Raw genomic sequence first — 23,951 nt, forward strand, 5'->3', positions numbered from 1 at the left:
ATTATAGTATTTTTAATCACGCGGCCGACGCGCCAGGGCAATGCCAGCGCCAACCAAGGCGCCCATCGCGCCCCATAGAATCAACCAGAATACCCGTCGTGGGCTGTCGCGTTTTACCGGCTCTTCCGGCGTGCGAAGATAGCGGTAAGTTTGAAACTTCTCGTCGAGCGTCGGCCCCACGTTCAGGGTAGACAGCATGGCCCGATTCTGGTCGTAATCCAGATCGTACGCCGGGCCAGAGGCCTGCAAGCCCTCCAGCCGCGCCTGCAGCATCGGTTTGCCCAACAGGAACAGATCGGAATCGCGCAGCTGTTCGGCCGGCGTATCGGTCTGCGTGCGGCTGATGCCTTGCGTTTCGGCAATTTTCAACGCTTGCTGAATGCTGTTCAACTCACGCTTGTAAACCGCTTCGGCCACCGCTTCCTGCCGCTTGACCTGCGCTTTCATCGACGTGGTGCGAGCCGCCCAGGCCCCCTGTATTTCTTCGTTCAAATGCAGGGCCGCGCGATGGCTGGCGAAGGCCACGTACTGGCGCAGCAGGCGGTTAGCGTCCGCCGCCGTTTCCGCCGTCAGCTTAACGCCGTCGTTAGGCGTTTTTTTATCGTCACGCGGCGTGAACTGGATGTTATTGATCAGCTCGTCGAGTTTAGCCGCATCAGCACGGGCATCGCCTTCCTGACGCTGCTTGTAATAATCGCTTTGCAGCCAAAAATCGCGCCGCGTATCGTAGGCCGCCAGCTGCATGATGAATTCATTGTAAGCTTCGTCAGCAATGCCCGGTTGTTCAGTGGCCACCGCCGGCAGGGTGCGCACGTCAAGATTGCGCAGGAACTGCTGCTGTGAATAATAGCCCCCCAACGCATTCACCGTCGGCCGGTCGGTAATGGCCGTGGCGCTCCACTCTTGTTTAACCAGATAGGAAACGATCAGCGCAACGGCGGCAAACAGCGCCGCAATGCCGATAATCCACCGTTTGCCACGCCATAAAGTACGGCACAGACCGCGGATATCAAGCTCGTTATCCACCGCCGGGATATTCTTGTCAGACGTTGTTTCTGGATTCATCACTGCCCAAAAGCCTCTGGTTAAGATACTTGCTTATTGCCAGTCGAACGCCGCAGACGCCGCTTGATACGTTTAATGTAACGCGCGACGCGCCAGGCACGCTTGATGCAATAACCGTAAAGGAAGAAAGCAAGCAAGAATAATGCCAACATAACCCATTCAGGGATAAAAGTCAGGAGCTCGCCGGCCACGCCAATGGCCGCCAGCAGCGCTGCCGCCAGAGTGATCAAGACGAAAGCCTGCCGCGGCGTAAAACCGGCGCGCATGATCAAATGGTGAATATGCTGGCGATCGGGAGAGAAAGGGCTCATCCCTTTGCGTAAGCGACGATACATGATCGCAATCATGTCCATCAGCGGAATAGCGATGATCCACAGGGCGGTAACCGGGTTGATCGAGTGAACTTCCCCCTGCGAGCTTTGCAGCAGCAGCCAGATAGCGGTGAAGCCAATCAGCGTGCTGCCGGCATCGCCCATGAACACTTTGTAACGGCGGCCCAGCAGGCCAAGGTTAAGCAGGATATAAGGCACTATGGTGGCGATCATGGCAAAGCACCAGAACGCCATATCGGCGTGGCCGCTCAGATACAGCAGGATGCCCAGCGCGCCGAAGGAGACGCACGACAAACCGCCCAGCAGGCCGTCGATGCCGTCGACCATATTGAAGGCGTTGATGGCCGCCCACACTGCAAACAGCGTCACCAGATAGCCAAACGGCCCCAGCAGCATTTCCCAACTGCCCAGCACATGGCCGAAACTGCGCAGGTAAAGGCCGGCAAACACCATCATCGCCACGCCGACCAATGCCTGAACCAGCGCGCGAATTTTAACGCTGATGTCGAAACGATCGTCCAGCGCGCCGACAAACACCAAAATACCCGCGCAGATAAGGTAGAGCTTACCGTGCACAATCGTTTGTTCAGAGATCAAAAAGGCAAAGCACAGCCCGGCGTAAACGGATATACCGCCGACCAGAGGGATCAGCCCCTGATGGCGTTTGCGGTAATTGGGTTTATCAACCAGACCAATACGTTTTGCTACCTTACGGGCAACAAAAAGAAAAACCAGGGAAAACAGGAAAACAAATAGGATTTCAGTACTCATAGTGAGTAAGTTCACAATTAACAGATCTCTGTAGAAGATAAGGCAGCTTAACATGGGCGACAGGTTGTGCCATGGGTCCCCGTTACCTTTCAGTCATTTCCTATGACAACAGCGATTCATTCTCATCCCTGCCTTCGCTGCTGCCCGATAAATCGGAACAACCTAACGCGAACAGCATAGTAACGATCTAAACAAGATGAATTCTCAATAAGCCGAAGAAACAACTTACTTTTCCATTACTGCCACTTATCGTATCCGCCAAAAGCAAAAAACGCCACGTTTAGGCGTGGCGCTTGGCGAATTTTTTGCTGAATTATGAGCGTTTCATCATATCGAAGAATTCGTCATTGGTTTTGGTCATAGCCAACTTATTAATGAGGAACTCCATCGCGTCGATCTCACCCATCGGATGAATGATTTTGCGCAGGATCCACATTTTTTGCAGCTCTTCAGAGGTGGTAAGCAACTCTTCTTTACGGGTACCGGAACGGTTGTAATCGATGGCTGGGAATACGCGCTTCTCGGCGATTTTACGCGCCAGGTGCAATTCCATGTTGCCGGTACCTTTAAATTCTTCGTAGATAACCTCGTCCATTTTCGAACCGGTATCCACCAGCGCAGTGGCGATGATGGTCAGGCTGCCGCCTTCCTCAACGTTACGCGCCGCGCCGAAGAAACGCTTGGGACGATGCAGGGCGTTGGCGTCCACACCACCGGTCAGCACCTTGCCTGAGGCCGGTACCACGGTGTTGTAGGCGCGCGCCAGGCGGGTGATGGAGTCGAGCAGGATGATCACGTCTTTCTTGTGTTCAACCAGGCGCTTGGCCTTCTCGATAACCATTTCCGCAACCTGAACGTGGCGAGAAGCCGGTTCGTCGAAGGTCGAGGCGATCACTTCACCTTTCACCAGACGCTGCATCTCGGTCACTTCTTCCGGACGTTCGTCGATCAACAGCACCATCAGCACGCAGTCTGGGTGGTTGTAGGCGATGCTCTGCGCGATGTTCTGCAGCAGCATGGTTTTACCGGCTTTAGGCGGCGCGACGATCAGGCCACGCTGGCCGCGACCGATCGGCGATGCCAGATCCAGCACGCGCGCCGTCAGGTCTTCGGTCGAACCGTTGCCGCGCTCCATCCGCAGACGCGAGTTGGCGTGCAGCGGGGTCAAGTTCTCGAACAGGATCTTGCTGCGGGCGTTTTCCGGTTTGTCGTAGTTGACTTCGTTAACTTTCAACAGGGCAAAATAGCGCTCGCCTTCTTTTGGCGGTCGAATCTTACCGGAAATGGTGTCACCTGTGCGGAGGTTGAAACGGCGGATTTGGCTAGGGGATACGTAGATGTCGTCGGGGCCGGCGAGGTAGGAACTGTCTCCAGAGCGGAGGAAACCAAATCCATCCTGCAATATCTCCAGCACGCCGTCGCCGAAGATATCTTCTCCGCTTTTCGCATGCTGCTTCAGAATGGAGAAGATGATGTCCTGCTTGCGCATGCGGGCAAGGTTTTCCAGCCCCATATTTTCGCCGAGAGTAATCAGCTCAGAAACCGGCGTATTCTTTAATTCGGTAAGATTCATAGTGGTGGGTTCTTAAACTCGGGGTGTGTCTCGAACTTGTATCGTGAATGGTATGGCAGCGTGATACGTGCCTGTTTACTGGACGTTCGATCACCGGGCGCTGAGCCGTCGCGGTAAGAAATGGCTTACATCGGGCGCACGCATTGACGGTTTAAGATCGAAGGTACCTTAAAATTGATTTTGCAAAACCGTTTGATTGCTAAAACACGGGTTGGGTTCATTTTACTTTCAACACCAGTGCTTCAACACAGAGTAAAGCTTAGATTCAAACTCTTTAGATTTAAAACTTCGGGCAAGTTCTATATGCAGTGTGGTTAAACTTAACACGCTTCTTGGCAGGCGTCTAGCGGTGAATTGAACATCGCCGCCAGACGCCGCTGCCGGGCTTCCCGCCCGATTACAGATTCGCGTTCAGGAAATCTTTGAGCTGACCTTTGGACAACGCGCCAACCTTGGTCGCGGCCACTTCACCGTTCTTGAACAGCAACAGCGTAGGGATACCGCGGATACCGTACTTAGGCGCGGTAGCCGGGTTCTGATCGATGTTCAGCTTGGTGATGGTCAGTTTGCCTTCGAATTCTTCGGCAATCTCATCCAGAATCGGAGCAATCATCTTGCACGGACCACACCATTCAGCCCAGAAATCGACCAGGATTGGCCCTTCAGCTTTCAGCACGTCGGCGTCGAAGCTGCCGTCAGTCAGGTGAATAATTTTATCGCTCATGTTCTACTCCACAGGATTATGTCTACCTTGTTGGTGTAGCATTAACCAACTCAAGGTGATTTTATTTCACCGCGTTTATTTCAACGGATGTGCTTTCGTAAAGCAATAGTTAGCTGATATTCTACCACACTATGAGCAAAACACACTTGACCGAACAGAAGTTTTCCGACTTCGCCCTGCACCCGTTAGTCCTTGAAGCCCTTGAGAAAAAAGGGTTTCACCATTGCACGCCCATCCAGGCGTTAGCATTGCCGCTCACGCTCTCCGGGCGTGACGTCGCAGGTCAGGCGCAAACCGGTACCGGAAAGACGCTGGCGTTTTTAGCGTCTACTTTTCACTATTTGCTTAACCATCCGGCGAAACAGGATCGCCAGACCAACCAGCCGCGCGCCTTGATCATGGCGCCAACGCGTGAACTGGCGGTGCAGATCCATTCCGATGCGGAATCCCTGTCCCAGTCCACCGGCCTGAAGCTGGGCCTGGCCTACGGCGGCGACGGCTACGACAAGCAGCTGAAAGTGCTGGAAAGCGGCGTGGACATCCTGATCGGCACCACCGGTCGCTTAATCGACTACGCCAAGCAGAACTACATCGATCTGGGCGCCATCCAGGTCGTGGTGCTGGATGAGGCCGATCGCATGTACGATCTGGGCTTTATCAAAGATATCCGCTGGCTGTTCCGCCGCATGCCTGCGGTTGACCAACGTCTGAACATGCTGTTCTCTGCCACCCTGTCCTATCGCGTGCGCGAACTGGCCTTCGAGCAGATGAACAACGCTGAATATGTTGAAGTGGAACCGGAACAGAAAACCGGCCACCGCATTAAAGAAGAGCTGTTCTACCCGTCCAACGAAGAAAAAATGCGCCTGCTGCAGACGCTGATCGAAGAAGAATGGCCGGATCGCGCCATCGTCTTCGCCAACACCAAGCACCGCTGTGAAGACATCTGGGGCCACCTGGCCGCCGACGGCCACCGCGTTGGCCTGCTGACCGGCGACGTGGCGCAGAAAAAACGCCTGCGCATTCTCGACGACTTCACCAAGGGCAACCTCGACATTTTGGTCGCCACCGACGTCGCCGCGCGCGGCCTGCACATTCCGTTGGTCACTCACGTGTTCAACTACGATCTGCCTGACGATTGCGAAGACTACGTGCACCGCATCGGCCGTACCGGCCGCGCGGGCGAAAGCGGGCACTCCATCAGCCTGGCCTGTGAAGAGTACGCGCTCAACCTGCCGGCGATCGAGACCTATACCGGCCACAGCATTCCGGTGAGCAAGTACAACAGCGATGCGCTGCTGACCGATTTGCCGGCGCCAAAACGCCTGTCGCGCCCGCGCGGCGGCAACGGCCCGCGCCGCAACTCCGCGCCACGTCGCGGCGGCGCGCCGCGCAGCAACCGTAAACGTTCAGGCTGATTGCATGCTCAGTTCCAGCACGCTCTATGCTGCCATCGACCTCGGCTCCAACAGCTTCCACATGCTGGTGGTGCGCGAAGTGGCCGGCAGCATTCAGACCCTGGCGCGCATCAAGCGCAAAGTGCGCCTGGCGGCCGGGCTGGATCGGAACAATCACCTGTCGCATGAGGCCATGCAGCGCGGCTGGCAGTGCCTGAAGCTGTTCTCCGAACGGTTGCAGGACATCCCGCGCGAACAGATCCGCGTGGTCGCCACCGCTACGCTGCGCCTGGCATGCAACGCCGATGAGTTCCTGCACACCGCCCAGCAAATCCTCGGTTGCCCCGTCCAGGTGATCAGCGGCGAAGAAGAAGCCCGGCTGATTTACCATGGCGTCGCGCATACCACCGGCGGGCCGGATCGGCGTCTGGTGGTCGATATCGGCGGCGGCAGCACTGAGCTGGTGACCGGTACCGGCGCGCAGGCCTCCCAGCTGTACAGCCTGTCGATGGGCTGCGTCACCTGGCTGGAACGCTTCTTCAGCGATCGCAACCTCGGGCAGGAAAACTTCGAGCGCGCCGAACAGGCCGCACGCGACATGGTGCGCCCGATCGCGCCGCAGCTGCGTCAGCACGGCTGGCAAATCTGCGTCGGCGCCTCCGGCACCGTGCAGGCGCTGCAGGAAATCATGGTGGCGCAGGGCATGGACGAACGCATTACCCTGTCCAAGCTGCGCCAACTGAAACAGCGCGCCATCCAATGCGGCAAGCTGGAAGAGCTGGAAATTGAAGGCCTGACGCTGGAACGCGCACTGGTATTCCCCAGCGGGTTATCCATCCTGCTGGCGATTTTCCAGGAGCTGGGCATCGAAAGCATGATGTTGGCCGGCGGCGCACTGCGCGAAGGGCTGGTTTACGGCATGCTGCACCTGCCGGTGGAGCAGGATATCCGCAACCGCACTATCCGCAATCTGCAGCGCCGTTATCTGCTTGATACCGAACAGGCCGAACGCGTCAGCCAGCTGGCGGCCAATTTCTCGCAGCAGGTCAGCAACGAGTGGCAGCTGGATGCGCGATGTCGCGAGCTATTGCACAGCGCCTGTCTGATCCACGAGCTCGGCCTCAGCGTCGATTTCAAGCAGGCGCCGCAACACGCCGCCTACCTGATCCGCCATTTGGACTTGCCCGGTTTCACCCCGGCGCAGAAAAAACTGCTGGCGACCCTGCTGCAAAACCAAAGCAACACCATAGATTTGCCGCTGCTGAGCCAGCAAAACGCGCTGCCGCCGCGCATAGCGCAGCGATTATGCCGCATCCTGCGGTTGGCCATCATCTTCGCCAGCCGTCGCCGCGACGATACGCTGCCGGCAGTGCGGCTGCGCGCCAGCCAGGATGACGAACTGACGGTGATCCTGCCGCCGGGTTGGCTGGAACAGCACCCGCTGCGCGCCGAGGCGTTGGAGCAGGAAAGCCACTGGCAAAGTTATGTCCACTGGCCGCTGATGCTGGAAGAACAGCAATAATGATCTGACAAGGGCGCAAACTGCGCCCTTTGTTTTACCCTTCGCCTTTGGCCTTGGCCAGCTGGGCGCGAATATTGGCCAGATGGCTCTGGCCCTTCTGCATCCGTTCTTGCGGGCTGACCACCTTGCGCTCGCTTTCCCACGCCAGATCGTCCTGCGGCAGCTCCAGCAGGAAACGGCTCGGCTCCGGCCGCACCAGTTCGCCATACTGACGGCGCTCCCGGCACAGGGTGAAAATCAGCTCTTTCTGGGCGCGGGTGATCCCCACATAGGCCAGGCGGCGCTCTTCGTCGACGTTATCCTCATCGATGCTGCTCTGGTGCGGCAACAGCCCCTCTTCCATCCCCACCAGGAACACGTAAGGGAACTCCAGCCCTTTAGAGGCGTGCAGCGTCATCAGCTGCACCTGATCCAGCTCTTCTTCGCTTTCGCCCCGCTCCATCATATCGCGCAGGGTGAAACGCGTGACCACCTGCGTCAGCGTCATCGGCTCGTCCAGTTCGCTGCCTTCCAGCATTTCCGTCATCCAGCCAAACAGCGTATTGACGTTTTTCATGCGCATTTCCGCGGCTTTCGGGCTGGGGGAAGTTTCGAACAGCCAGCTTTCGTAATCCACGCCGCGGATAAGATCCCGCACCGCCGCCACCGGCTCACGCTCGGCCAGTTGGGCGATGCCGTCCAGCCAGTGGGTAAAGCGCTGCAGCGACTCCAGCCCGCGGCCGGTGAGGTGCTGGCTCAGCCCCAGATCGAAGCTGGCGCGGAACAGGCTCTTGTTGCGCTGGTTGGCCCACTCCCCCAACTTCTGCAGCGTCGCCGGCCCGATCTCGCGCTTGGGCGTATTGACGATGCGCAGGAAGGCGCTGTCGTCGTCTGCGTTGGTCAGCACCCGCAGATAGGCCAGCAGATCCTTGATTTCCGGCCGCGAGAAGAACGAAGTGCCGCCGGATATTTTGTACGGGATGCGGTTTTGCATCAGCATCTTTTCAAACAGCCGCGACTGGTGGTTGCCGCGGTAGAGGATCGCGTAATCGCCGTAGTGGGTCTTTTTCACGAAGTGATGGGCGATCAGCTCCCCCACCACCCGCTCGGCCTCGTGGTCCTCATTATTGGCGGTGACCACCTTCAGCTCCTCGCCGTAGCCCAGCTCGGAAAACAGACGCTTTTCAAACACGTGCGGGTTATTGGCGATCAAAATGTTGGCCGCCTTCAAAATACGCTCGCTGGAACGGTAATTTTGCTCCAGCTTGATCACCTGCAGCGCCGGGAAGTCTTCCTTCAACAACACCAGGTTCTGCGGCCGCGCGCCGCGCCAGGAGTAGATCGACTGGTCGTCGTCGCCCACCACGGTAAAGCGCGCGCGGTTGCCCACCAGCAGCTTCACCAGTTCGTACTGGCTGGTGTTGGTGTCCTGATATTCGTCCACCAGCAGATAGCGAATGCGGTTCTGCCAGCGCTCGCGCACCTCTTCGTTGCGCTGCAGCAACAGGGTCGGCAACAGAATTAAATCGTCGAAATCCAGCACGTTGCAGGCGCGCATATGGGCGTGATACAGGCCATAGCAGTGGGCGAACAGTTTGTCGCGCTCGGAGCGGGCCAACGCCATCGCCCGGGCGGGGTCGACCAGGTCGTTTTTCCAGTTGGAGATGGTGGAGATCAGCTGCGCCACCAGCGTCTTGTCGTTTTCCAGCCACTTTTCGGTCAGTTCTTTCAGCAGCGCCAGCTGATCCTGATCGTCGAACAACGAAAAGTTGGATTTCATCCCCAGCGCGGCGTACTCCCGCTTGATGATCTCCAGCCCCAGGGTGTGGAAGGTGGAAATCATCAGCCCGCGCGCCTCTTTGCGCCCCATGGTTTGCGCCACGCGCTCTTTCATCTCGCGCGCGGCCTTGTTGGTAAAGGTCACGGCGGCGATGTGCCGCGCCTGATAGCCGCACTGGTGGATCAGGTGGGCAATCTTGTTGGTGATGACGCGCGTCTTGCCGGAACCTGCACCGGCCAGCACCAGGCAGGGCCCGGTAACGAATTCGACGGCTTGTTGTTGGCTGGGGTTTAATCGCATGGCGCTTTATTGCTCGACTTTATGACGTGGAAGGGGATTGTAGCAGAAAGCGCCGGGGAGATTTAACGGGTATAATCGGCCCAATTTCGCATTGATAAAGGCAATACCATGGCAAAGACGGCGTGCGCCCTGCACATTCTGGTGGACAATGAAAATCTGGCCAACGAGCTGCTGGCCAAGCTGAAGCGCGGCGTCAGCTTCGATACGCTGGCGCGCAAATACTCGAGCTGCCCGTCAAAACGCAACGGCGGCTCGCTGGGGGAGTTCAACAAAGGCACCATGGTGGCCGCTTTTGACAAAGCGGTGTTCAGCATCCCGCTGCTCAAGCCCTATGGCCCGGTCAAAACGCAGTTCGGTTACCACATCATCAAGGTGCTGTACCGCAACTGAGGGGGGCCGAAGCCCCCGCCAGAGTTACTGCGCGCTGGTGTCCGCCGGCGCGGCGGCCGCGGTATCCGCCGGTTTTGGCTCTTCCGTCACCACGGCGGGCGCCGGCGACATGATGCCTTCGTAGGTTTCCTGCAGCTGCTTCATGCTCATTTCCGGCTCGCCCTTCGGCTGCATCAGCACCAGGGTCGCGTCCTGAGAAAGTTGCAGCTTCAGTTCCTGGTTCAGCGATTCCAGCGTCAGGCCGGACAAGAACTCCTGGCGCAGCTTCTGATACTGTTCCGGCGCAATATCCACCACACCGCTCTGTTGGGAACGCAGGCGTTGGCTCATCAATACGTCGGTGTCGGTGCGCGCATAGGTGGCGAACAGCTTGCTCAGCTGATCGTTTTTCTGCGCCAACAGGCCATCGAACTCTTCCTTGGACAAACCGTTATTACGCACGCTAACCAACTCGCGGGCGATAAACGCCAGGCTGGCGTTCAGATTGTTATTCGGCGTGTCCAGATGGATAGCGCACTGCGCGCGCTGGTATTGCACCCGGCAATCAAAGCCCAAATGCAGGTTCTTTTGATCGCTCTTTTCCAGGGTTTGCTGCAAATGCCAGAACAGCGCCTCGCGGGCGAGATCGCTGCGCCAGTAGCGGCTCAGGCTCTGCGAATCGCGAATCGGATGCCAGGGCGCATCCCACATGATAGACAGCGTATCCTGCTTCACCTGATCGTTGATCAGGCTCACCGGCTGCGGCGGCAACGGCGTTAACGTCGGCATGGTGGCCGGGGTTTCACGTTTGCCTTTCAGCGGCGAGAACGCCTTGCCTATCTGCTCGGCCAGGCTGCGGCTGTCGACCTTGCCAACCACGTACAGCGTCATCGCGTCCGGGGTATACCATTGCTGGTAGAATTTCTTCAGCTGGTCGATATTGACCGGCCGCTTCACCGGCTGGGCCGGATCGTGCGCCAGCAGCGTCGACCCCTTCAGGCGGTAGCGCCACCAGGCGTCTTTCGGATTGGGCGGGAAGGTGCCGATCGGATCGGCGCTGGAGTTCATCACCGCACGCACCGTGTGCTCGTCGATCGCCAGCTTGCCGGTGGTATCGGAAAGCCACGCCAGCGCCTCTTTCAGCAGGTCTGGGCGGCTATTTGGCAGACTGAGATTATAAATGGTGAAGTCGTAAGAGCTGATGGCCGGCGGCAACGGCCGCTCGTTGTCCACGCTCTGCTGCCACAGCGAACGCAGCTGCGGCGCGGTAAAGCTCTCGCTGCGCGCCAGAGACAGGCGCGGCAGCAGATGGGCGAAACCAATCTGCTGCGAAGACTCCGCCAGGGAGCCGGTATTGACCATCAACCGCAGTTCGACGCGGTCACTCGGCCGCTGCGGCGTATCAAGGATCTGCCATGAAAACCCGTTGTCCAACTTACCTTGCTGCCAGGCGGGATCGGGTTGTAGTGCTTCAGCCTGCACGCTGCCGTTGGCTGCAGCCAACAGCAGCCCACCAACTATAAGATGAATTCTGGTGCCCTGCATGTGAACCCCTACTTAATTACTATCCAATTTCTCTATGCAAATACGGATATTCCATTCAATGGAATCATAAAAATACGCCCTGAGTTTCACAGTGGGGCGGAAAGCAGAAAGTGTACCATCCTGTTAGACCGCGCGCCTTTGCGGATGTCACTCATTGGCGTGAAAAATAATGGATAGCGTGGTTTTAAATGCAAGAAATCGTTACGTGGGGGAATAAAGCGTCACCGGCCGCGGTTGCGGCCGGTGTTTTAGCGTAGGGATCAGGCGGAAGGCAGCGTTTTATCCGCCGCGGCGTTTTTGTTATTCAGGGTGTCTTTCAGCTGTTTTTCATCCAGCTGGTTACACCACTTCGCCACCACCACGGTAGCAACGCCGTTACCCACCAGGTTGGTCAGCGCACGGGCTTCAGACATAAAGCGGTCGATGCCCAGAATCAGCGCCAGCCCGGCCAGCGGCAAATGCCCGACGGCGGAAATGGTGGCGGCCAGCACGATAAAGCCGCTGCCGGTCACCCCCGCGGCCCCTTTGGAGGACAGCAGCAGCACCACCAGCAGGGTTATCTGATGCATGATATCCATATGGGTGTTGGTGGCCTGCGCAATAAACACCGCCGCCATGGTCAGGTAAATCGAGGTGCCGTCGAGGTTGAACGAGTAGCCGGTCGGAATAACCAACCCCACCACCGACTTCTTGCAGCCCAGCTTCTCCATCTTGTCCAGCATGCGCGGCAGCGCGGACTCGGAAGACGAAGTGCCGAGCACGATCAGCAGCTCTTCCTTGATGTAGTTGACGAACTTGAAGATGCTGAAACCGTTGGCGCGAGCAATCGACCCCAGCACCACCACCACGAACAGGATACAGGTGATATAGAAGCAGACGATCAGCTGGCCGAGCTGCACCAGGGTGCCAACGCCGTATTTGCCGATGGTGAACGCCATGGCGCCGAACGCCCCCAGCGGCGCCAGGCGCATAATCATGTTGATGATGCCGAAAATCACCCGGGAGAAGCTGTCGATCACGTTGAAGATCAGCTGCCCCTTCTCGCCCAGGCGATGCAGAGCGAAGCCGAACAGCACCGCAAACAGCAGCACCTGCAGAATATTGCCGCTGGCGAAGGCGCCAATCACGCTACCGGGAATAATGTCCAACAGGAAGGGAATGATGCCCTGCTGCTGCGCCTGCTCGGCGTACACCGCCACCGCCTTGGCGTCCAGCGTGCCGGGATCGACGTTCATGCCGGCCCCCGGCTGCACCAGGTTAACGATCACCAGGCCGATAATCAGCGCGATGGTGCTGACGATTTCAAAATAGAGCAGCGCAATGGCGCCGGTGCGCCCCACCGCCTTCATGCTTTCCATGCCGGCGATGCCGGTCACCACGGTGCAGAAAATCACCGGTGCGATGATCATCTTGATCAGTTTAACGAATCCGTCACCCAGCGGTTTCATCTGGGCGCCAATGTCAGGGTAGAAGTGGCCAAGCAAGATACCTAAGGTAATCGCCGTCAGTACCTGAAAATAGAGGCTTTTAAAGATAGTTATTTTCATATGGACATCCTATGGGGGGAGACACGCACCAGGCGGCAGTCCATTCCCGTCATACCCGAAGCGGCATCATTGAGCGCTTTGCCGTAGTGATGCCGTTCTGATTATTTAGGGTATAAATAGCCGACCTGTTCATCGCTTGCGCGGAAAATAACACCCACATAACAACATGGAAATAATTTGTTGCACCCTACCCCTGGGGTTGATGTGAATTTAAGAGCTGAAACGCGTCAGTCGGGATGCAAGGCTGAGAATTGCGTAAGCCTTTGTTTGCACTAACGCAAAAGAGGTAGGCGGAGATCGGCGGTTTTCGGGCGCGGTCAGGGAAGGCGGTGCGGCTTAGCCGGCATGGCGGCAGAACTGCGCCTCAAAGGCTTCGCGCGGCAGCGGGCGCGCAAACAGGTAGCCTTGCCCGCAGTGGATGCCGTGCAGCAGCAGCCAGTCGCGCTGCCCGGCGTTTTCAACGCCTTCGGCCATCATCGGCAGGTTGAGCACCTCGGAGATGGAGCTGACGATGCGCACCATAGCGTCATCCGCCGGCAGGCCCTGAATAAAGCTCTTGTCGATTTTAATCAGATCGATCGGCAAAGACTTCAGCCGGTTCAGGTATTCCAGGCTGGCGTAGCCCATGCCGAAGTCGTCCAGCGCAATCGAAAGCCCCAGATCATGCAGTTCGCGCAACAGCATCAACGCCCGGTCCAGGTCGTCGATGCGTACCGTTTCGGTGATCTCCAGCAGCAGCTTGCTTGGATCGATCCGGTACTGCGCCAGAATGCTCTTCAGATGCGGCACAAAGTCCTCGTGCTGCATCTGGATGCCGGAGATATTGACCGCCAGCGGCAGCGAGATGCCCCGCTGCTGCCAATCCGCCAGGATGCGGCAGGACTCTTCCAACACCCAGTTGCCAAGCGGCACGATCACGCCCAGCTCTTCGGCCAGCGGGATCACGTCGGCCGGCAGGGTAAAGCTGCCGTCATACTGCTGCCAGCGCAGCAGCGCCTCGGCGCCAATCACCACATTGGACTGCATGTCGAGCTGCGGCTGCAAAAACAGCGTGAAGTGGCGCTGCTCGATGGCGTGCAGGATCTCGCTTTCCTGCGTCAGCCGCTTTTGGGTTCTTTCCGTCAGGCGAGGTTCAAAAAACAGGATCTGATTTTTGCCTTCGCGATGCGCGGACATCATCGCCGAGGTGGCGCAACGCAGCAGCTGTTCGGCGTTTTGTTCCGGGCTGAGGTAGTGCGCAATGCCGATGCTGGCGCTCGGCCGCAGCGCCATACCTTCCAGGATCAGGGGCGCGTTAATCTCCGCCATAATGCGGTGCGCCAGCTGCATGGCGTGAAACGGCCGGGCGGTGCCCTTGGCCAGTATGGCGAACTCGGTGTTGCTCAACTGCGCCAAAACGCCGTTTTCGTCGATACAACCGCGCAATTTCTTCGCCAGCGCCAACAGCAGCGCTTCGCGCATCGCCGGTTTCATCACCCCGGAAGCCTCGTACAGCGTTTCAATACCGATAACCAGCAGGTTAAACCGTTCAGGCCGCAGGCTGGAGGCAATGTGTTGCTCCAGCAGGGCGGTAAACAGCGCCGGGTTCGGCAATTCGGTCACCGGGTGGCGGGTGCTGAGGCGGCTCATATCGGCGTGCGCCTTGGCCAAAATCTGCTGGTTGCGGTTGTAATTGCGCACCAGCAAACCCAGTTCGTCGTCCTGGTGCAACGCCGGCAGCATCAGCTGATGGTAGGGCGCCTCGTCCTGGCCGATATTTTCCAGCTCTTTGGCTATCGCGCGCAGCGGATGCACCATCAGCCGGTTCATGCACCAGGTGATGGCTATCGACAGGATCAGCGCCAACAGCAGGTAGGTCGACAACATGGTCGACAAGATACTGAGAATAAACTGATACATGCGGAACGAATCGGCCTGCAGTACCAGATAGGCCAGCGGCTGCGGATTGGTCGGCACGCGTTCCAGCGAGTAGAGCGGAACGGAAATCTGGATCGGCAGTTCGAACAGCCGGGCGATCAGCGGCGGCACCGGGCGTTCCGGCGGGAAGTTAGCGTGCAACGCCTGGAACTCGTTGGGCAACACGATATCTGCCCGGGTCAGGATCCCCACCGGCAACAGCGTATTCAGCACCCTTTTGGTTTCCGGCACGTCCATACGCAACACGGCGTCTGCCAGCGGCTGACGCACCGAATGCGCGATGTTTTCCAGTTGCTGGGCGTAGTCATCCCTGCGCTGCTGCACAAAATGGAATAACTGAATCACGATAAATATGCAGATTGTCACCAGCGCCACGCCGGACACCGTCGCCATCTGCTTAATCGTTAATGAACGCCTGACCCGCAAACCTGCTCTCCGTAAAATCGGGCTGAAATAAAAAAGGGGGCCGTATAAGACACTCCCCCTCGAATCGGACTGAGTATACGCGATTGTCTGGGGTTTTTATCTTGTCATAGCCTTGGCAAAACCAAGAAAAGCGCGGGTTTCAGTCTTTTCCTAACCAACCGGTATGCTGCCTCAACACAGGGTAGCAAAACTCCCCTATGTCCGACACTCCGAATCTTGCAGATTCAGGTGACTTAAGGCCTTGCAAGGCGTTAACGGCTGCGGCGCAAGATCGAAAATAAGCCTTTATCCGGGCGGGGGCGCCATAAAAGAGAAAACGCCGGCAAAATGCCGGCGTTGGTGTTGTCGGTTCAAGCCCGGTGATCAGGCGCCGGGATGCTCGTCCTGATCGACCGCGAAACAGGCCACCATCTGCTCGCCATACTGCTTCAGCTGCGGCTGCAGCTGGGTGCAGGTGCCGAAGGCGCGGCGGCAGCGGGCGTTGAACGCACAACCCGGCGGCGGGTTCATCGGGCTCGGCAGCTCGCCGGTCAGCTTGATGCGCTCGCGGCGCATATCCGGGTTCAGCCGCGGCGTCGCCGACAGCAGCGCCTGAGTATACGGATGGCGCGGGTTGTTGAAAATCGCGTCTTTGCTGCCCTTCTCCACGCAGCGGCCGAGGTACATCACCATCACCTCATCGGCGATATGCTCCACCACCGACAGGTCATGCGAGATAAACACGTAGGACAGCCCCAGATCCTGCTGCAGGTCCATCATCAGGTTCAGCACCTGAGCGCGCACCGAGACGTCCAGCGCCGACACCGGCTCATCGGCGATCACCACGTCCGGGTTCAGCATCAAACCGCGGGCGATGGCGATACGCTGACGCTGCCCGCCGGAGAACATGTGCGGATAGCGATCGTAATGCTCGGTTTTCAGGCCGACCTTCGCCATCATCTCCAGCGCCTTCTCGCGCCGTTCGGCGCCGCTCAACGAGGTGTTGATCAACAACGGCTCCTCGAGGATCTGCCCGACCTTCTTGCGCGGGTTGAGCGATCCGTAAGGATTCTGGAACACGATTTGGATCTTCTGCCGCCGCAGCTTCTCGGCGGTAACGTCCGGCTTCAGCAGATCCTGCCCCTGATAATACAGCTCGCCGCCGGTCGGCACTTCGATCATCGTCAGCAGGCGGCCGAGGGTCGATTTGCCGCAGCCGGACTCGCCGACTACCGCCAGCGTTTTGCCGCGCTCCAGGGTGAAGGAAACGCCGTCCAGCGCTTTCACCAGCCGCTCCGGGGCGAACATGCCTTTTTTGACCGAGTAATGCTTTTTCAGGTCGATCGCCTGCAGTAAAGGTTGATTCTGGCTCATACGGTCGGCCTCCCCGCATCATCCAGCGGCGTGTGACATTTAACCTGACGGCCGGGAATGCTGCGCAGTTCCGGCTCTTCATTGCGGCAGCGCTCATTGGCGTAAGGGCAACGCGGGTTGAGCAGGCAGCCGTTCGGGCGATCGTACTTGCCCGGCACCACGCCCGGCAGCGAAGCCAGCCGCGCTTTGTCGGCGGCGAACTCCGGCAGCGCGCGCAGCAGCGCCTGGGTATAGGGGTGGCGCGGCGCGCGGAAAATCTCCGCCGCCTTGCCGGACTCCACCACCTGGCCGGCGTACATCACGATGATGTGGTGCGCCGCTTCGGCCACCAGCGCCAAATCGTGGGTGATCAGCAACAGCGCCATGTTTTCGCGCTGCTGCAGGTCCAGCAGCAGTTCGATGATCTGCGCCTGGATGGTCACGTCGAGCGCCGTGGTCGGCTCATCGGCGATCAGCAGCTTGGGCCGGCAGGCGATCGCCATGGCGATCATCACGCGCTGGCTCATGCCGCCGGAAAGCTGATGCGGGTAGACGTCCAGCCGCGAGGCCGGATCGGGGATGCCCACCTGGTTCAGCAGGTCGATGGCCCGCTGACGCCGGGTGCGGCGGTTGCCGCCCTGGTGCACCTTCAGCGCTTCCATAATCTGGAAGCCGACGGTGTAGCAGGGGTTCAGGCTGGTCATCGGGTCCTGGAAAATCATCGCCACTTCGGACCCCACCAACTGGCGGCGCTCCTTTTCGGAAATTTTGCGCAGGTCCCGGCCGTTGAATTCCAGCTTGTCGGCCATCACCTTGCCGGGGAAATCGATCAACCCCATGATCGCCAGCGAGCTGACGGATTTGCCGGAGCCGGACTCGCCGACGATACCCACTACCTGCCCTTGCTCCACGCTGTAACTGATGCGGTCTACCGCGCGGAACGGGGCGCCTTCGTCACCGAAGTGCACCGAAAGCTTGTCTACATTCAATAACGCCATCTCTCTCGTCCTCTGTTACTGCTTGAGTTTGGGGTCGAGAGCGTCACGCAAACCGTCCCCCATCAGGTTAAATGCCAGCACCGTCAGCAGGATCGCCACGCCGGGGAAGGTCACCACCCACCAGGCGCTTTGCGCGAACTGCAACACGTCGGAGAGCATGGTGCCCCACTCCGGCGTCGGCGGCTGCGCGCCCATGCCGAGAAAGCCGAGAGCGGCCATATCCAGAATGGCGTTGGAGAAACCGAGAGAAGCCTGGACTATCAAAGGCGCCAGGCAGTTTGGCAGAATATTGATGAACATCTGGCGCAGCGCGCCGGCGCCCGCCACGCGCGAGGCGGTGACGTAGTCGCGGTTCACCTCCACCAGCACTGCGGCGCGCGTCAGGCGCACATAGTGCGGCAAGGCGACGAAGGTCAGCGCCAGCGAGGCGTTGACGATCGATGGCCCGAATATCGCCACCAATACCAGCGCCAACAGCAGGCTCGGCAACGCCAGCATGATGTCGACGATACGCATGATGATGGCGTCTACGACGCCGCCGAAGTAGCCGGCCAGCAGGCCCAGCACCACGCCCATGATCAGCGACAGCACCACCACCAGGCAGCCGACCAGCAGCGAAAGCCGCGCGCCGTACATCAGGCGCGACAGCACGTCGCGGCCCACGTCATCGGTGCCGAGGATATATTGCCAGCTGCCGCCCTCTTGCCACACCGGCGGCTTGAGCAGCGCGTCGCGGAACTGGTCCGCCGGCGCGTGCGGCGCCAACACCCCGGCGCCGATGGCGATGACGAACATCAGAATGATATACACCAGGCCGATCACGGCCCCTTTATTGCGCCTGAAATAGTGCCAAAACTCCTGGAGCGGGGTCATCGGCTTCGGCGCACCTTTAACTGCAGACTCAGTGACTTGAGACATGAGAGCGCCCCTTATTTCTTGTGGCGAATACGCGGGTTGACCACGCCGTAGAGCACGTCTACCAGCAGGTTAACCAGAATGATCATACAGGCGACCAGCAACACCCCGCCCTGCACCACCGGGTAATCACGGCGTTGCAGCGCATCCATCAGCCAGCGCCCCAGGCCCGGCCAGGAGAAAATGGTTTCGGTCAGGATGGCGCCGGCCAGCATGGTGCCGACCTGCAGGCCGATCACCGTCACCACCGGCAACAGCGCGTTGCGCAGCGCATGCACCACGATCACCCGCATGCGGCTCACGCCCTTGGCGCGCGCGGTGCGGATGTAATCTTCGCCCAGCACCTCCAGCATCGAGGAACGGGTCATGCGCACGATCACCGCCAGCGGAATGGTGCCCAGCACGATGGCCGGCAGGATCATGTGCATCACCGCGTCGGCGAAATCGCCCGGCTCGCCCCAGATCAGGGTGTCGATCAGCATAAAGCCGGTCAGCGGCAGGGTATCGTCCAGGAACACCGTATCGCTGACCCGCCCCGACACCGGCGTCAGGTTAAGCTGCACCGACACCAGCATGATCAGCATCATGCCCCACCAGAAAATCGGCATCGAATAGCCGGTCAGCGAAATGCCCACCGCGGTGTGATCGAATATCGAGCCGCGTTTGACCGCCGCCAGCACCCCGACGGGTATGCCGACCAGCACCGCGAAGATCATGGCGCAAAAACCCAGTTCCAGCGTCGCCTTGAAGCGCGGCACAAACTCGGCCCACACGGAAATGCGGCTCTTGAGGGAGGTACCCAAATCGCCGTGCAGCACGTTGGATACGTAAGTGAAGTATTGTTGATAGAGCGGTTTATCCAGCCCCATCTCCGCCATCAACTGCGCGTGGCGTTCTGCGGAGATCCCGCGTTCCCCGGCCATGATGGTCACCGGGTCGCCGGGGATCATATGGACGAATGCAAAAGTCAGCAACGTTATGCCGATAAACGTTGGGATAACTAACCCCAAACGTCGGAGTATGAACTGCAACATATCCCGAACTCTCTGTATCAATGCCCGGCAGCTCATCGTCCGCCAGGCTTATTAAAGCTCACACACTTTGAACCTTCTGCCGCCATACGCCGGAGACTGGTCAGCAGGAGCGCAACATGTTGCGCCCCTGCGAGTCCATTCGTGCATCCCCGGCCAGGCCGGCCAGAATTAATCTAAAGAGACGTTCTCAAAGTGATGCTTACCAAGCGGATCCACAACGTAGCCCTTCACTTCCTTACGAACAGGTTCGTAAACGGTGGAGTGAGCGACAATCAGCGCCGGAGCCTGATCGTGCATCACCACCTGAGCCTGTTTGTACAGTTCGATGCGTTTGTCGTGGTTGGATTCGGCGCGCGCCGGTTGAATCAGGTCTTCAAACGGCTTGTAGCACCAGCGGGAGTAGTTCGAGCCGTCTTTCGCCGCGGCGCAGCTGAACAGCGTGGCGAAGAAGTTATCCGGATCCCCGTTGTCGCCGGTCCAGCCCATCATCACCGTCTGATGTTCGCCCGCCTTGGCGCGCTTGAGGTATTCACCCCACTCGTAGGTCACGATTTTGGCTTTCACGCCAATCTTGGCCCAGTCGGACTGAATCATCTCGGCCATGCGGCGCGCGTTCGGGTTGTACGGGCGTTGTACCGGCATCGCCCACAGATCGATAGTGAAGCCGTCGGCCATGCCCGCTTCTTTCAGCAGCGCTTTGGCCTTGGCCGGATCGTAGGCGTAATCCTGCACCGCGTCGTTATAGCCCCACATGGTCGGCGGGATCAGGTTCTTGGCCGCCTGGCCCGCACCCTGATACACCGCGTCGATGATCGCCTGTTTGTTGACCGCCATGGTCAACGCCTGACGCACCTTCAGGTTATCCAGCGGTTTTTTCTCGGTGTTGAACGACAGGTAACCCACGTTCAGCCCCGGCTGCTCCATCAGGTTGATGGTTTTGTCCTGCTTCATGCGGGCGATATCGGCCGGGTTCGGGAACGGCATCACCTGGCATTCGTTTTTCTGCAGCTTGGCGTAACGCACCGAGGCGTCCGGCGTGATGGAGAACACCAGGCGATCGATCTTCGGCTTGGTGCCCCAGAAACCGTCAAACGCCTTGTAGAGGATCTTGGAATCTTTCTGGTATTGCAGCAGTTGGAACGGACCGGTGCCGATTGGGTTCAGGTCCACTTTCTCCGGGGTGCCGGCCTTCATCATCACGTCGGCGTATTCGGCGGACAGGATGGAAGCGAAGTCCATGCCCAGGTCAGCCAGGAACGGCGCTTCCGGGCGGTTCAGCACGAAGCGCACGGTGTTGTCGTCCACCTTCTCGACTTTGGCGATCAGCTTCGGCATGTCCATGCCTTCAAAGTACTCGTAGCTGCCGCCGGAGACTTTGTGGTAGGCATTGTTCGGATCCAGCTGGCGTTCGAACGAGAACACCACGTCGTCGGCGTTGAAATCACGGGTCGGTTTGAAATCTTTGCTGCCCTGCCACTTCACGCCCTTGCGCAGGTGGAAGGTGTAGGTTTTGCCGTCTTCGCTGACGTCCCACTTTTCAGCCAGGCCCGGCTGCAGTTCGGTGGTGCCGATTTTGAACTCGACCAGACGGTTGTAGATCGGCACCGAGCTGGCGTCATAGGTGGTGCCCGAGGTGAACAGCTGCGGGTTGAACCCTTCCGGGGACCCTTCAGAACAGTAGACCAAGGTCTTGGCCTGCACGCTGGCCGCCACGGTCAACGCTACCAGCCCAATACCGAATTTCAGAATCCCTGATTTACCCAAGGAACTTGTCATCGTTAGTGCTCCATTGTGTGATGTGATGTGTGTATACCCTGCGCCTTGAAAGCCATGGGTAGTGACTGCCAGAACCCTATATTTTTTATTGCGCGGCCTGTGCAGTCGGGCGCCCGAAGGCAGAAGGGGCAATGGCGCGAGAACGCCGGATGGAACGCATCGCAGCGGGGACGTCTGAGCGCGTGGAATTCACTCAAACTGCTCTCGCTCTTGCCCCTGAGGCTATCAAATTGCCAACTGTTTGGGGTGTCGTCAATATAACCAGTGGGGATTTACGCAGACTGTGAGAAACAGCAAACAAACATAAAAAAAACGTTTTCTTAACAGTTACAGCATTAAAATTTATGCTAAGCGGTCATTTTCAGCTCAATGGTCTGACCAACAGAAATTTACTGGTTTTTAACTCCGCTAAAAAACTAAAAAAGTTTGTTGCTGAATGATGAATATCTGAACGGTTATTTTTGTGATCGCCGTAAAAGACAGGAGGAAATGCTGACTCATTACCCAAAAGAGTGAGCCTTTTGGGCTAATTTCGATCGTCGCCTCAACACAATCTGTGCGGCGTGAAAGAACTTTCGGCGGAGAAAAAGCCGGGGGCGAAAGGATATCCCCCGGCAAGGTGCTGCAACCGATTATTGAACGCCGGCGCTGTTGCCCAGGCTGGTGTTCATATTGTTGAGAATATCGCCGTTGTCGGCGTCAATTTCCCAGGAGAACAGGCCGCCCAGCTGTTTGTCCAACACATACTTGCCCTTGGCCTGCACTGAACGCGCATCGTCGAAGGTGATCAGGTCGCCGGTAGAAGGTTTGAACACGTAGGGCGCTTCCGCCGTGGCGTCGTAGCTGTACTGCCATTCGCCGCTCATAAACTCGTTGGCGATTTGGCGATAATCCACGATGCCGTTCTCCCAGGTGCCTTTAACCGGCCCGGTGGCGGTGCCGGTGAACGGAATGTTGTTCTGGTAACCGTTCACGCCGGTCCAGCCGCGGCCGTACATGGCGGTGCCGACCACGATCTTGCCCGGCTTCACGCCCTGCGCCAGCAGCGCGTTGACGCCGTTCACCGTGGTGTAGGCGGTGTCCGGCTTCCAGGACGGCGCCTTCAGCGCGGTCTGATGCCCCAGGTTCTTCAAATCGAAGGCGCCGTAGAAGTCGTAGCTCATCAGGAAGATGTGGTCCATCGAGTTCTGCGCGGTGTTGTAGTCCACCTTGTCGATTTTGTCTTTGCCGGCGCTGATGGCGGAGGTCAGCTCATACTTACGGCCGGTTTCCGCCGACAGCTGATCCAGCATCGCCCGCAGCTCTTTCATCAGTTGCACGTAGGTCGCCCCATCCTGCGCGCTGCCCAGTTTCGGGTTGGCGCCCTGGCCGCCCGGGAATTCCCAGTCGATGTCCACGCCGTCAAAGAATTTCCAGGTCTGCAGGAACTCCTTCACCGAACCGACGAAACGGTCGCGCTTCGCCTTGTCGCCCATGAAGAAGAACGGGTCGGACAGGGTCCAGCCGCCGATCGACGGCAGGATTTTCAGGTCGGGCCGCGCCTGTTTCAGCGCCATCAGCTGGCCGAAGTTGCCCTTGTAGGGGTCGTCCCAGGCGGTCACGCCTTTTTGGCCTTTCTGCAGCGCCGCGAAAGGATCGTGGATCGACACTTTGAAGTCTTCACGGCCCTGGCAGGAACGCTGCAGCGCCTGGAAGCTGCCCTCGATCTCTTTCAGGCTGTCGTTGATGCCGTCGCCGCCGCAGATCGGGATAAAGCCGTACAGCAGGTGCGTCAGGTTCTGCGCCGGGATCTTATCGACGGTGAAATTACGGCCGTACACGCCCCACTCCACAAAATAGGAACCGACGACTTTGCCGGAGTCTTGCTTATAGGGCTTATTCTTTTCCAACAGCGGCTCTTTTAACGGCGCCAAATGGCTGCCGTCGGTATCGGCGACCACAATTTCGGTCGCGTCGCTGGCGGTACAGCCGTCGGCATTGCATAACGCCACCTGCATTTGATAACGGCCGCCTTTATTCACTTTAAAATTAGCCGTGCCGGAAGCGCCGGGCGAGGCGCCGCTCCACACTTCTTTGCCGTTTAATAATACTTTTGCCGTGGTGCCGGTATCGCCATTCCATAAATTCCAGGAAACCGAAACGTCGGCGGCATTTTTTACCTTCACCAAATTGTTATAGGCGGTAGCCGCCTGATCGACTTCCACGATGGCGAACTTGGTATTGCCCCAGGCCAGCGTCGGCTTGCCCGGTGCGGCGGCCTGCGCCGCAGAACACAGCGTGCTGCCGATCAGCAACGCCAACAGCGGTTTATTAAATTTGCGCATAACTGATTCCTTTATTCCGAGAGGATAAACGTAAAAGCTTTAATCATCGCCGCTCACTACCGGATAAAATAATCCCGCAATAATCCGGCAAGATTAAAGTGAATAAATGACCGTTCGTTTTTCCACGCCACGGAAATTAATCATTCCCGTTTCGTGTACTCAGACTATAGATAAAAGCTCGGTTAAAACAAGAGCACCATCAACCGGGTTTTATTGTTCAACAATGAATTTATTTAAATATAAAAATAAGAAGACAGGATAAATAAGGAAAGTGAATTCATTAATGAGGAAGGATAAATATATTTCAACAAGGGGGCGATTTCCA

Annotated in this window: 17 protein-coding genes; 3 read left to right on the forward strand and 14 right to left on the reverse strand. The window is 58.2% G+C overall.

Annotated elements, in window-relative coordinates; translation table 11 throughout:
- Positions 1–12: 12 nt before the first annotated feature.
- The 4 genes from wzzE to trxA all read right to left on the reverse strand — a co-directional run bounded on the left by wzzE (position 13) and on the right by trxA (position 4,465).
- Positions 13–1,065 (reverse strand): ECA polysaccharide chain length modulation protein, encoded by a 1,053-nt coding sequence (gene wzzE, locus KHA73_RS22515; RefSeq protein ID WP_234586862.1) that lies wholly within the window; start codon positions 1,063–1,065, stop codon positions 13–15.
- A 20-nt stretch (positions 1,066–1,085) separates the two neighbouring features.
- The gene (wecA, locus tag KHA73_RS22520) at positions 1,086–2,183 is read right to left on the reverse strand and encodes a UDP-N-acetylglucosamine--undecaprenyl-phosphate N-acetylglucosaminephosphotransferase (RefSeq protein WP_234586864.1); all 1,098 of its coding nucleotides are present in this window, start codon (positions 2,181–2,183) and stop codon (positions 1,086–1,088) included.
- Positions 2,184–2,481: 298 nt separating this feature from the next.
- Positions 2,482–3,741 (reverse strand): transcription termination factor Rho, encoded by a 1,260-nt coding sequence (gene rho / locus KHA73_RS22525; protein ID WP_037422810.1) that lies wholly within the window; start codon positions 3,739–3,741, stop codon positions 2,482–2,484.
- Between the two features lie 397 nt (positions 3,742–4,138).
- A complete protein-coding gene (gene trxA, locus KHA73_RS22530) occupies positions 4,139–4,465 on the reverse strand; it encodes a thioredoxin TrxA (RefSeq protein ID WP_234586865.1) in 327 nt (108 codons plus the stop codon).
- A 131-nt stretch (positions 4,466–4,596) separates the two neighbouring features.
- Here trxA and rhlB point away from each other — a divergent pair, with 131 nt between their 5' ends.
- Positions 4,597–5,883 carry an ATP-dependent RNA helicase RhlB gene (gene rhlB, locus KHA73_RS22535; protein ID WP_234586867.1) on the forward strand — a complete coding sequence of 429 codons (1,287 nt, stop codon included), beginning with the start codon at positions 4,597–4,599 and terminating at the stop codon, positions 5,881–5,883.
- A gap of 4 nt (positions 5,884–5,887) precedes the next feature.
- Entirely contained in the window at positions 5,888–7,384 is a 1,497-nt protein-coding gene (ppx, locus tag KHA73_RS22540; protein ID WP_234586869.1) for an exopolyphosphatase, read from the forward strand.
- 34 nt (positions 7,385–7,418) lie between these two features.
- Here ppx and rep read toward each other — a convergent pair whose 3' ends face one another.
- Positions 7,419–9,443 (reverse strand): DNA helicase Rep, encoded by a 2,025-nt coding sequence (gene rep / locus KHA73_RS22545; protein ID WP_234586870.1) that lies wholly within the window; start codon positions 9,441–9,443, stop codon positions 7,419–7,421.
- A 108-nt stretch (positions 9,444–9,551) separates the two neighbouring features.
- On the opposite strand from rep, the gene ppiC reads away from it, so the two are divergent.
- Complete coding sequence (gene ppiC, locus KHA73_RS22550; protein WP_234586872.1) at positions 9,552–9,833, forward strand: peptidylprolyl isomerase PpiC; 282 nt, start codon at positions 9,552–9,554, stop codon at positions 9,831–9,833.
- A 24-nt stretch (positions 9,834–9,857) separates the two neighbouring features.
- On the opposite strand, the gene KHA73_RS22555 is transcribed toward ppiC, so the two are convergent.
- From KHA73_RS22555 to KHA73_RS22595, 9 genes are all read right to left on the reverse strand, one after another.
- On the reverse strand, positions 9,858–11,357 hold the full coding sequence (locus KHA73_RS22555) for a M16 family metallopeptidase (protein ID WP_234586874.1): 1,500 nt from the start codon (positions 11,355–11,357) through the stop codon (positions 9,858–9,860).
- A gap of 260 nt (positions 11,358–11,617) precedes the next feature.
- Positions 11,618–12,904: a dicarboxylate/amino acid:cation symporter gene (locus KHA73_RS22560; RefSeq protein WP_234586876.1), complete on the reverse strand. Its 1,287-nt coding sequence runs from the start codon at positions 12,902–12,904 to the stop codon at positions 11,618–11,620.
- A gap of 336 nt (positions 12,905–13,240) precedes the next feature.
- A complete protein-coding gene (gene hmsP / locus KHA73_RS22565; protein ID WP_234586878.1) occupies positions 13,241–15,247 on the reverse strand; it encodes a biofilm formation regulator HmsP in 2,007 nt (668 codons plus the stop codon).
- Between the two features lie 363 nt (positions 15,248–15,610).
- Positions 15,611–16,600 (reverse strand): dipeptide ABC transporter ATP-binding subunit DppF, encoded by a 990-nt coding sequence (gene dppF / locus KHA73_RS22570; protein WP_234586880.1) that lies wholly within the window; start codon positions 16,598–16,600, stop codon positions 15,611–15,613.
- Complete coding sequence (gene dppD, locus KHA73_RS22575; RefSeq protein WP_234586882.1) at positions 16,597–17,577, reverse strand: dipeptide ABC transporter ATP-binding protein; 981 nt, start codon at positions 17,575–17,577, stop codon at positions 16,597–16,599. Before dppD ends, dppF begins: the two co-directional genes overlap by 4 nt.
- Before the next feature lie 15 nt (positions 17,578–17,592).
- On the reverse strand, positions 17,593–18,495 hold the full coding sequence (dppC, locus tag KHA73_RS22580) for a dipeptide ABC transporter permease DppC (protein ID WP_234586883.1): 903 nt from the start codon (positions 18,493–18,495) through the stop codon (positions 17,593–17,595).
- Positions 18,496–18,506: 11 nt separating this feature from the next.
- Positions 18,507–19,526 carry a dipeptide ABC transporter permease DppB gene (dppB, locus tag KHA73_RS22585; RefSeq protein WP_234586885.1) on the reverse strand — a complete coding sequence of 340 codons (1,020 nt, stop codon included), beginning with the start codon at positions 19,524–19,526 and terminating at the stop codon, positions 18,507–18,509.
- Positions 19,527–19,694: 168 nt separating this feature from the next.
- Complete coding sequence (dppA, locus tag KHA73_RS22590; protein WP_234586887.1) at positions 19,695–21,302, reverse strand: dipeptide ABC transporter periplasmic-binding protein DppA; 1,608 nt, start codon at positions 21,300–21,302, stop codon at positions 19,695–19,697.
- Positions 21,303–21,934: 632 nt separating this feature from the next.
- Positions 21,935–23,626, reverse strand: coding sequence for a glycosyl hydrolase family 18 protein (locus KHA73_RS22595; protein ID WP_234586889.1), 1,692 nt, complete (start codon positions 23,624–23,626; stop codon positions 21,935–21,937).
- Positions 23,627–23,951 lie beyond the last annotated feature (325 nt).

This window comes from Serratia entomophila (assembly GCF_021462285.1).
GTDB classification, from domain to species: Bacteria; Pseudomonadota; Gammaproteobacteria; order Enterobacterales; family Enterobacteriaceae; genus Serratia; species Serratia entomophila.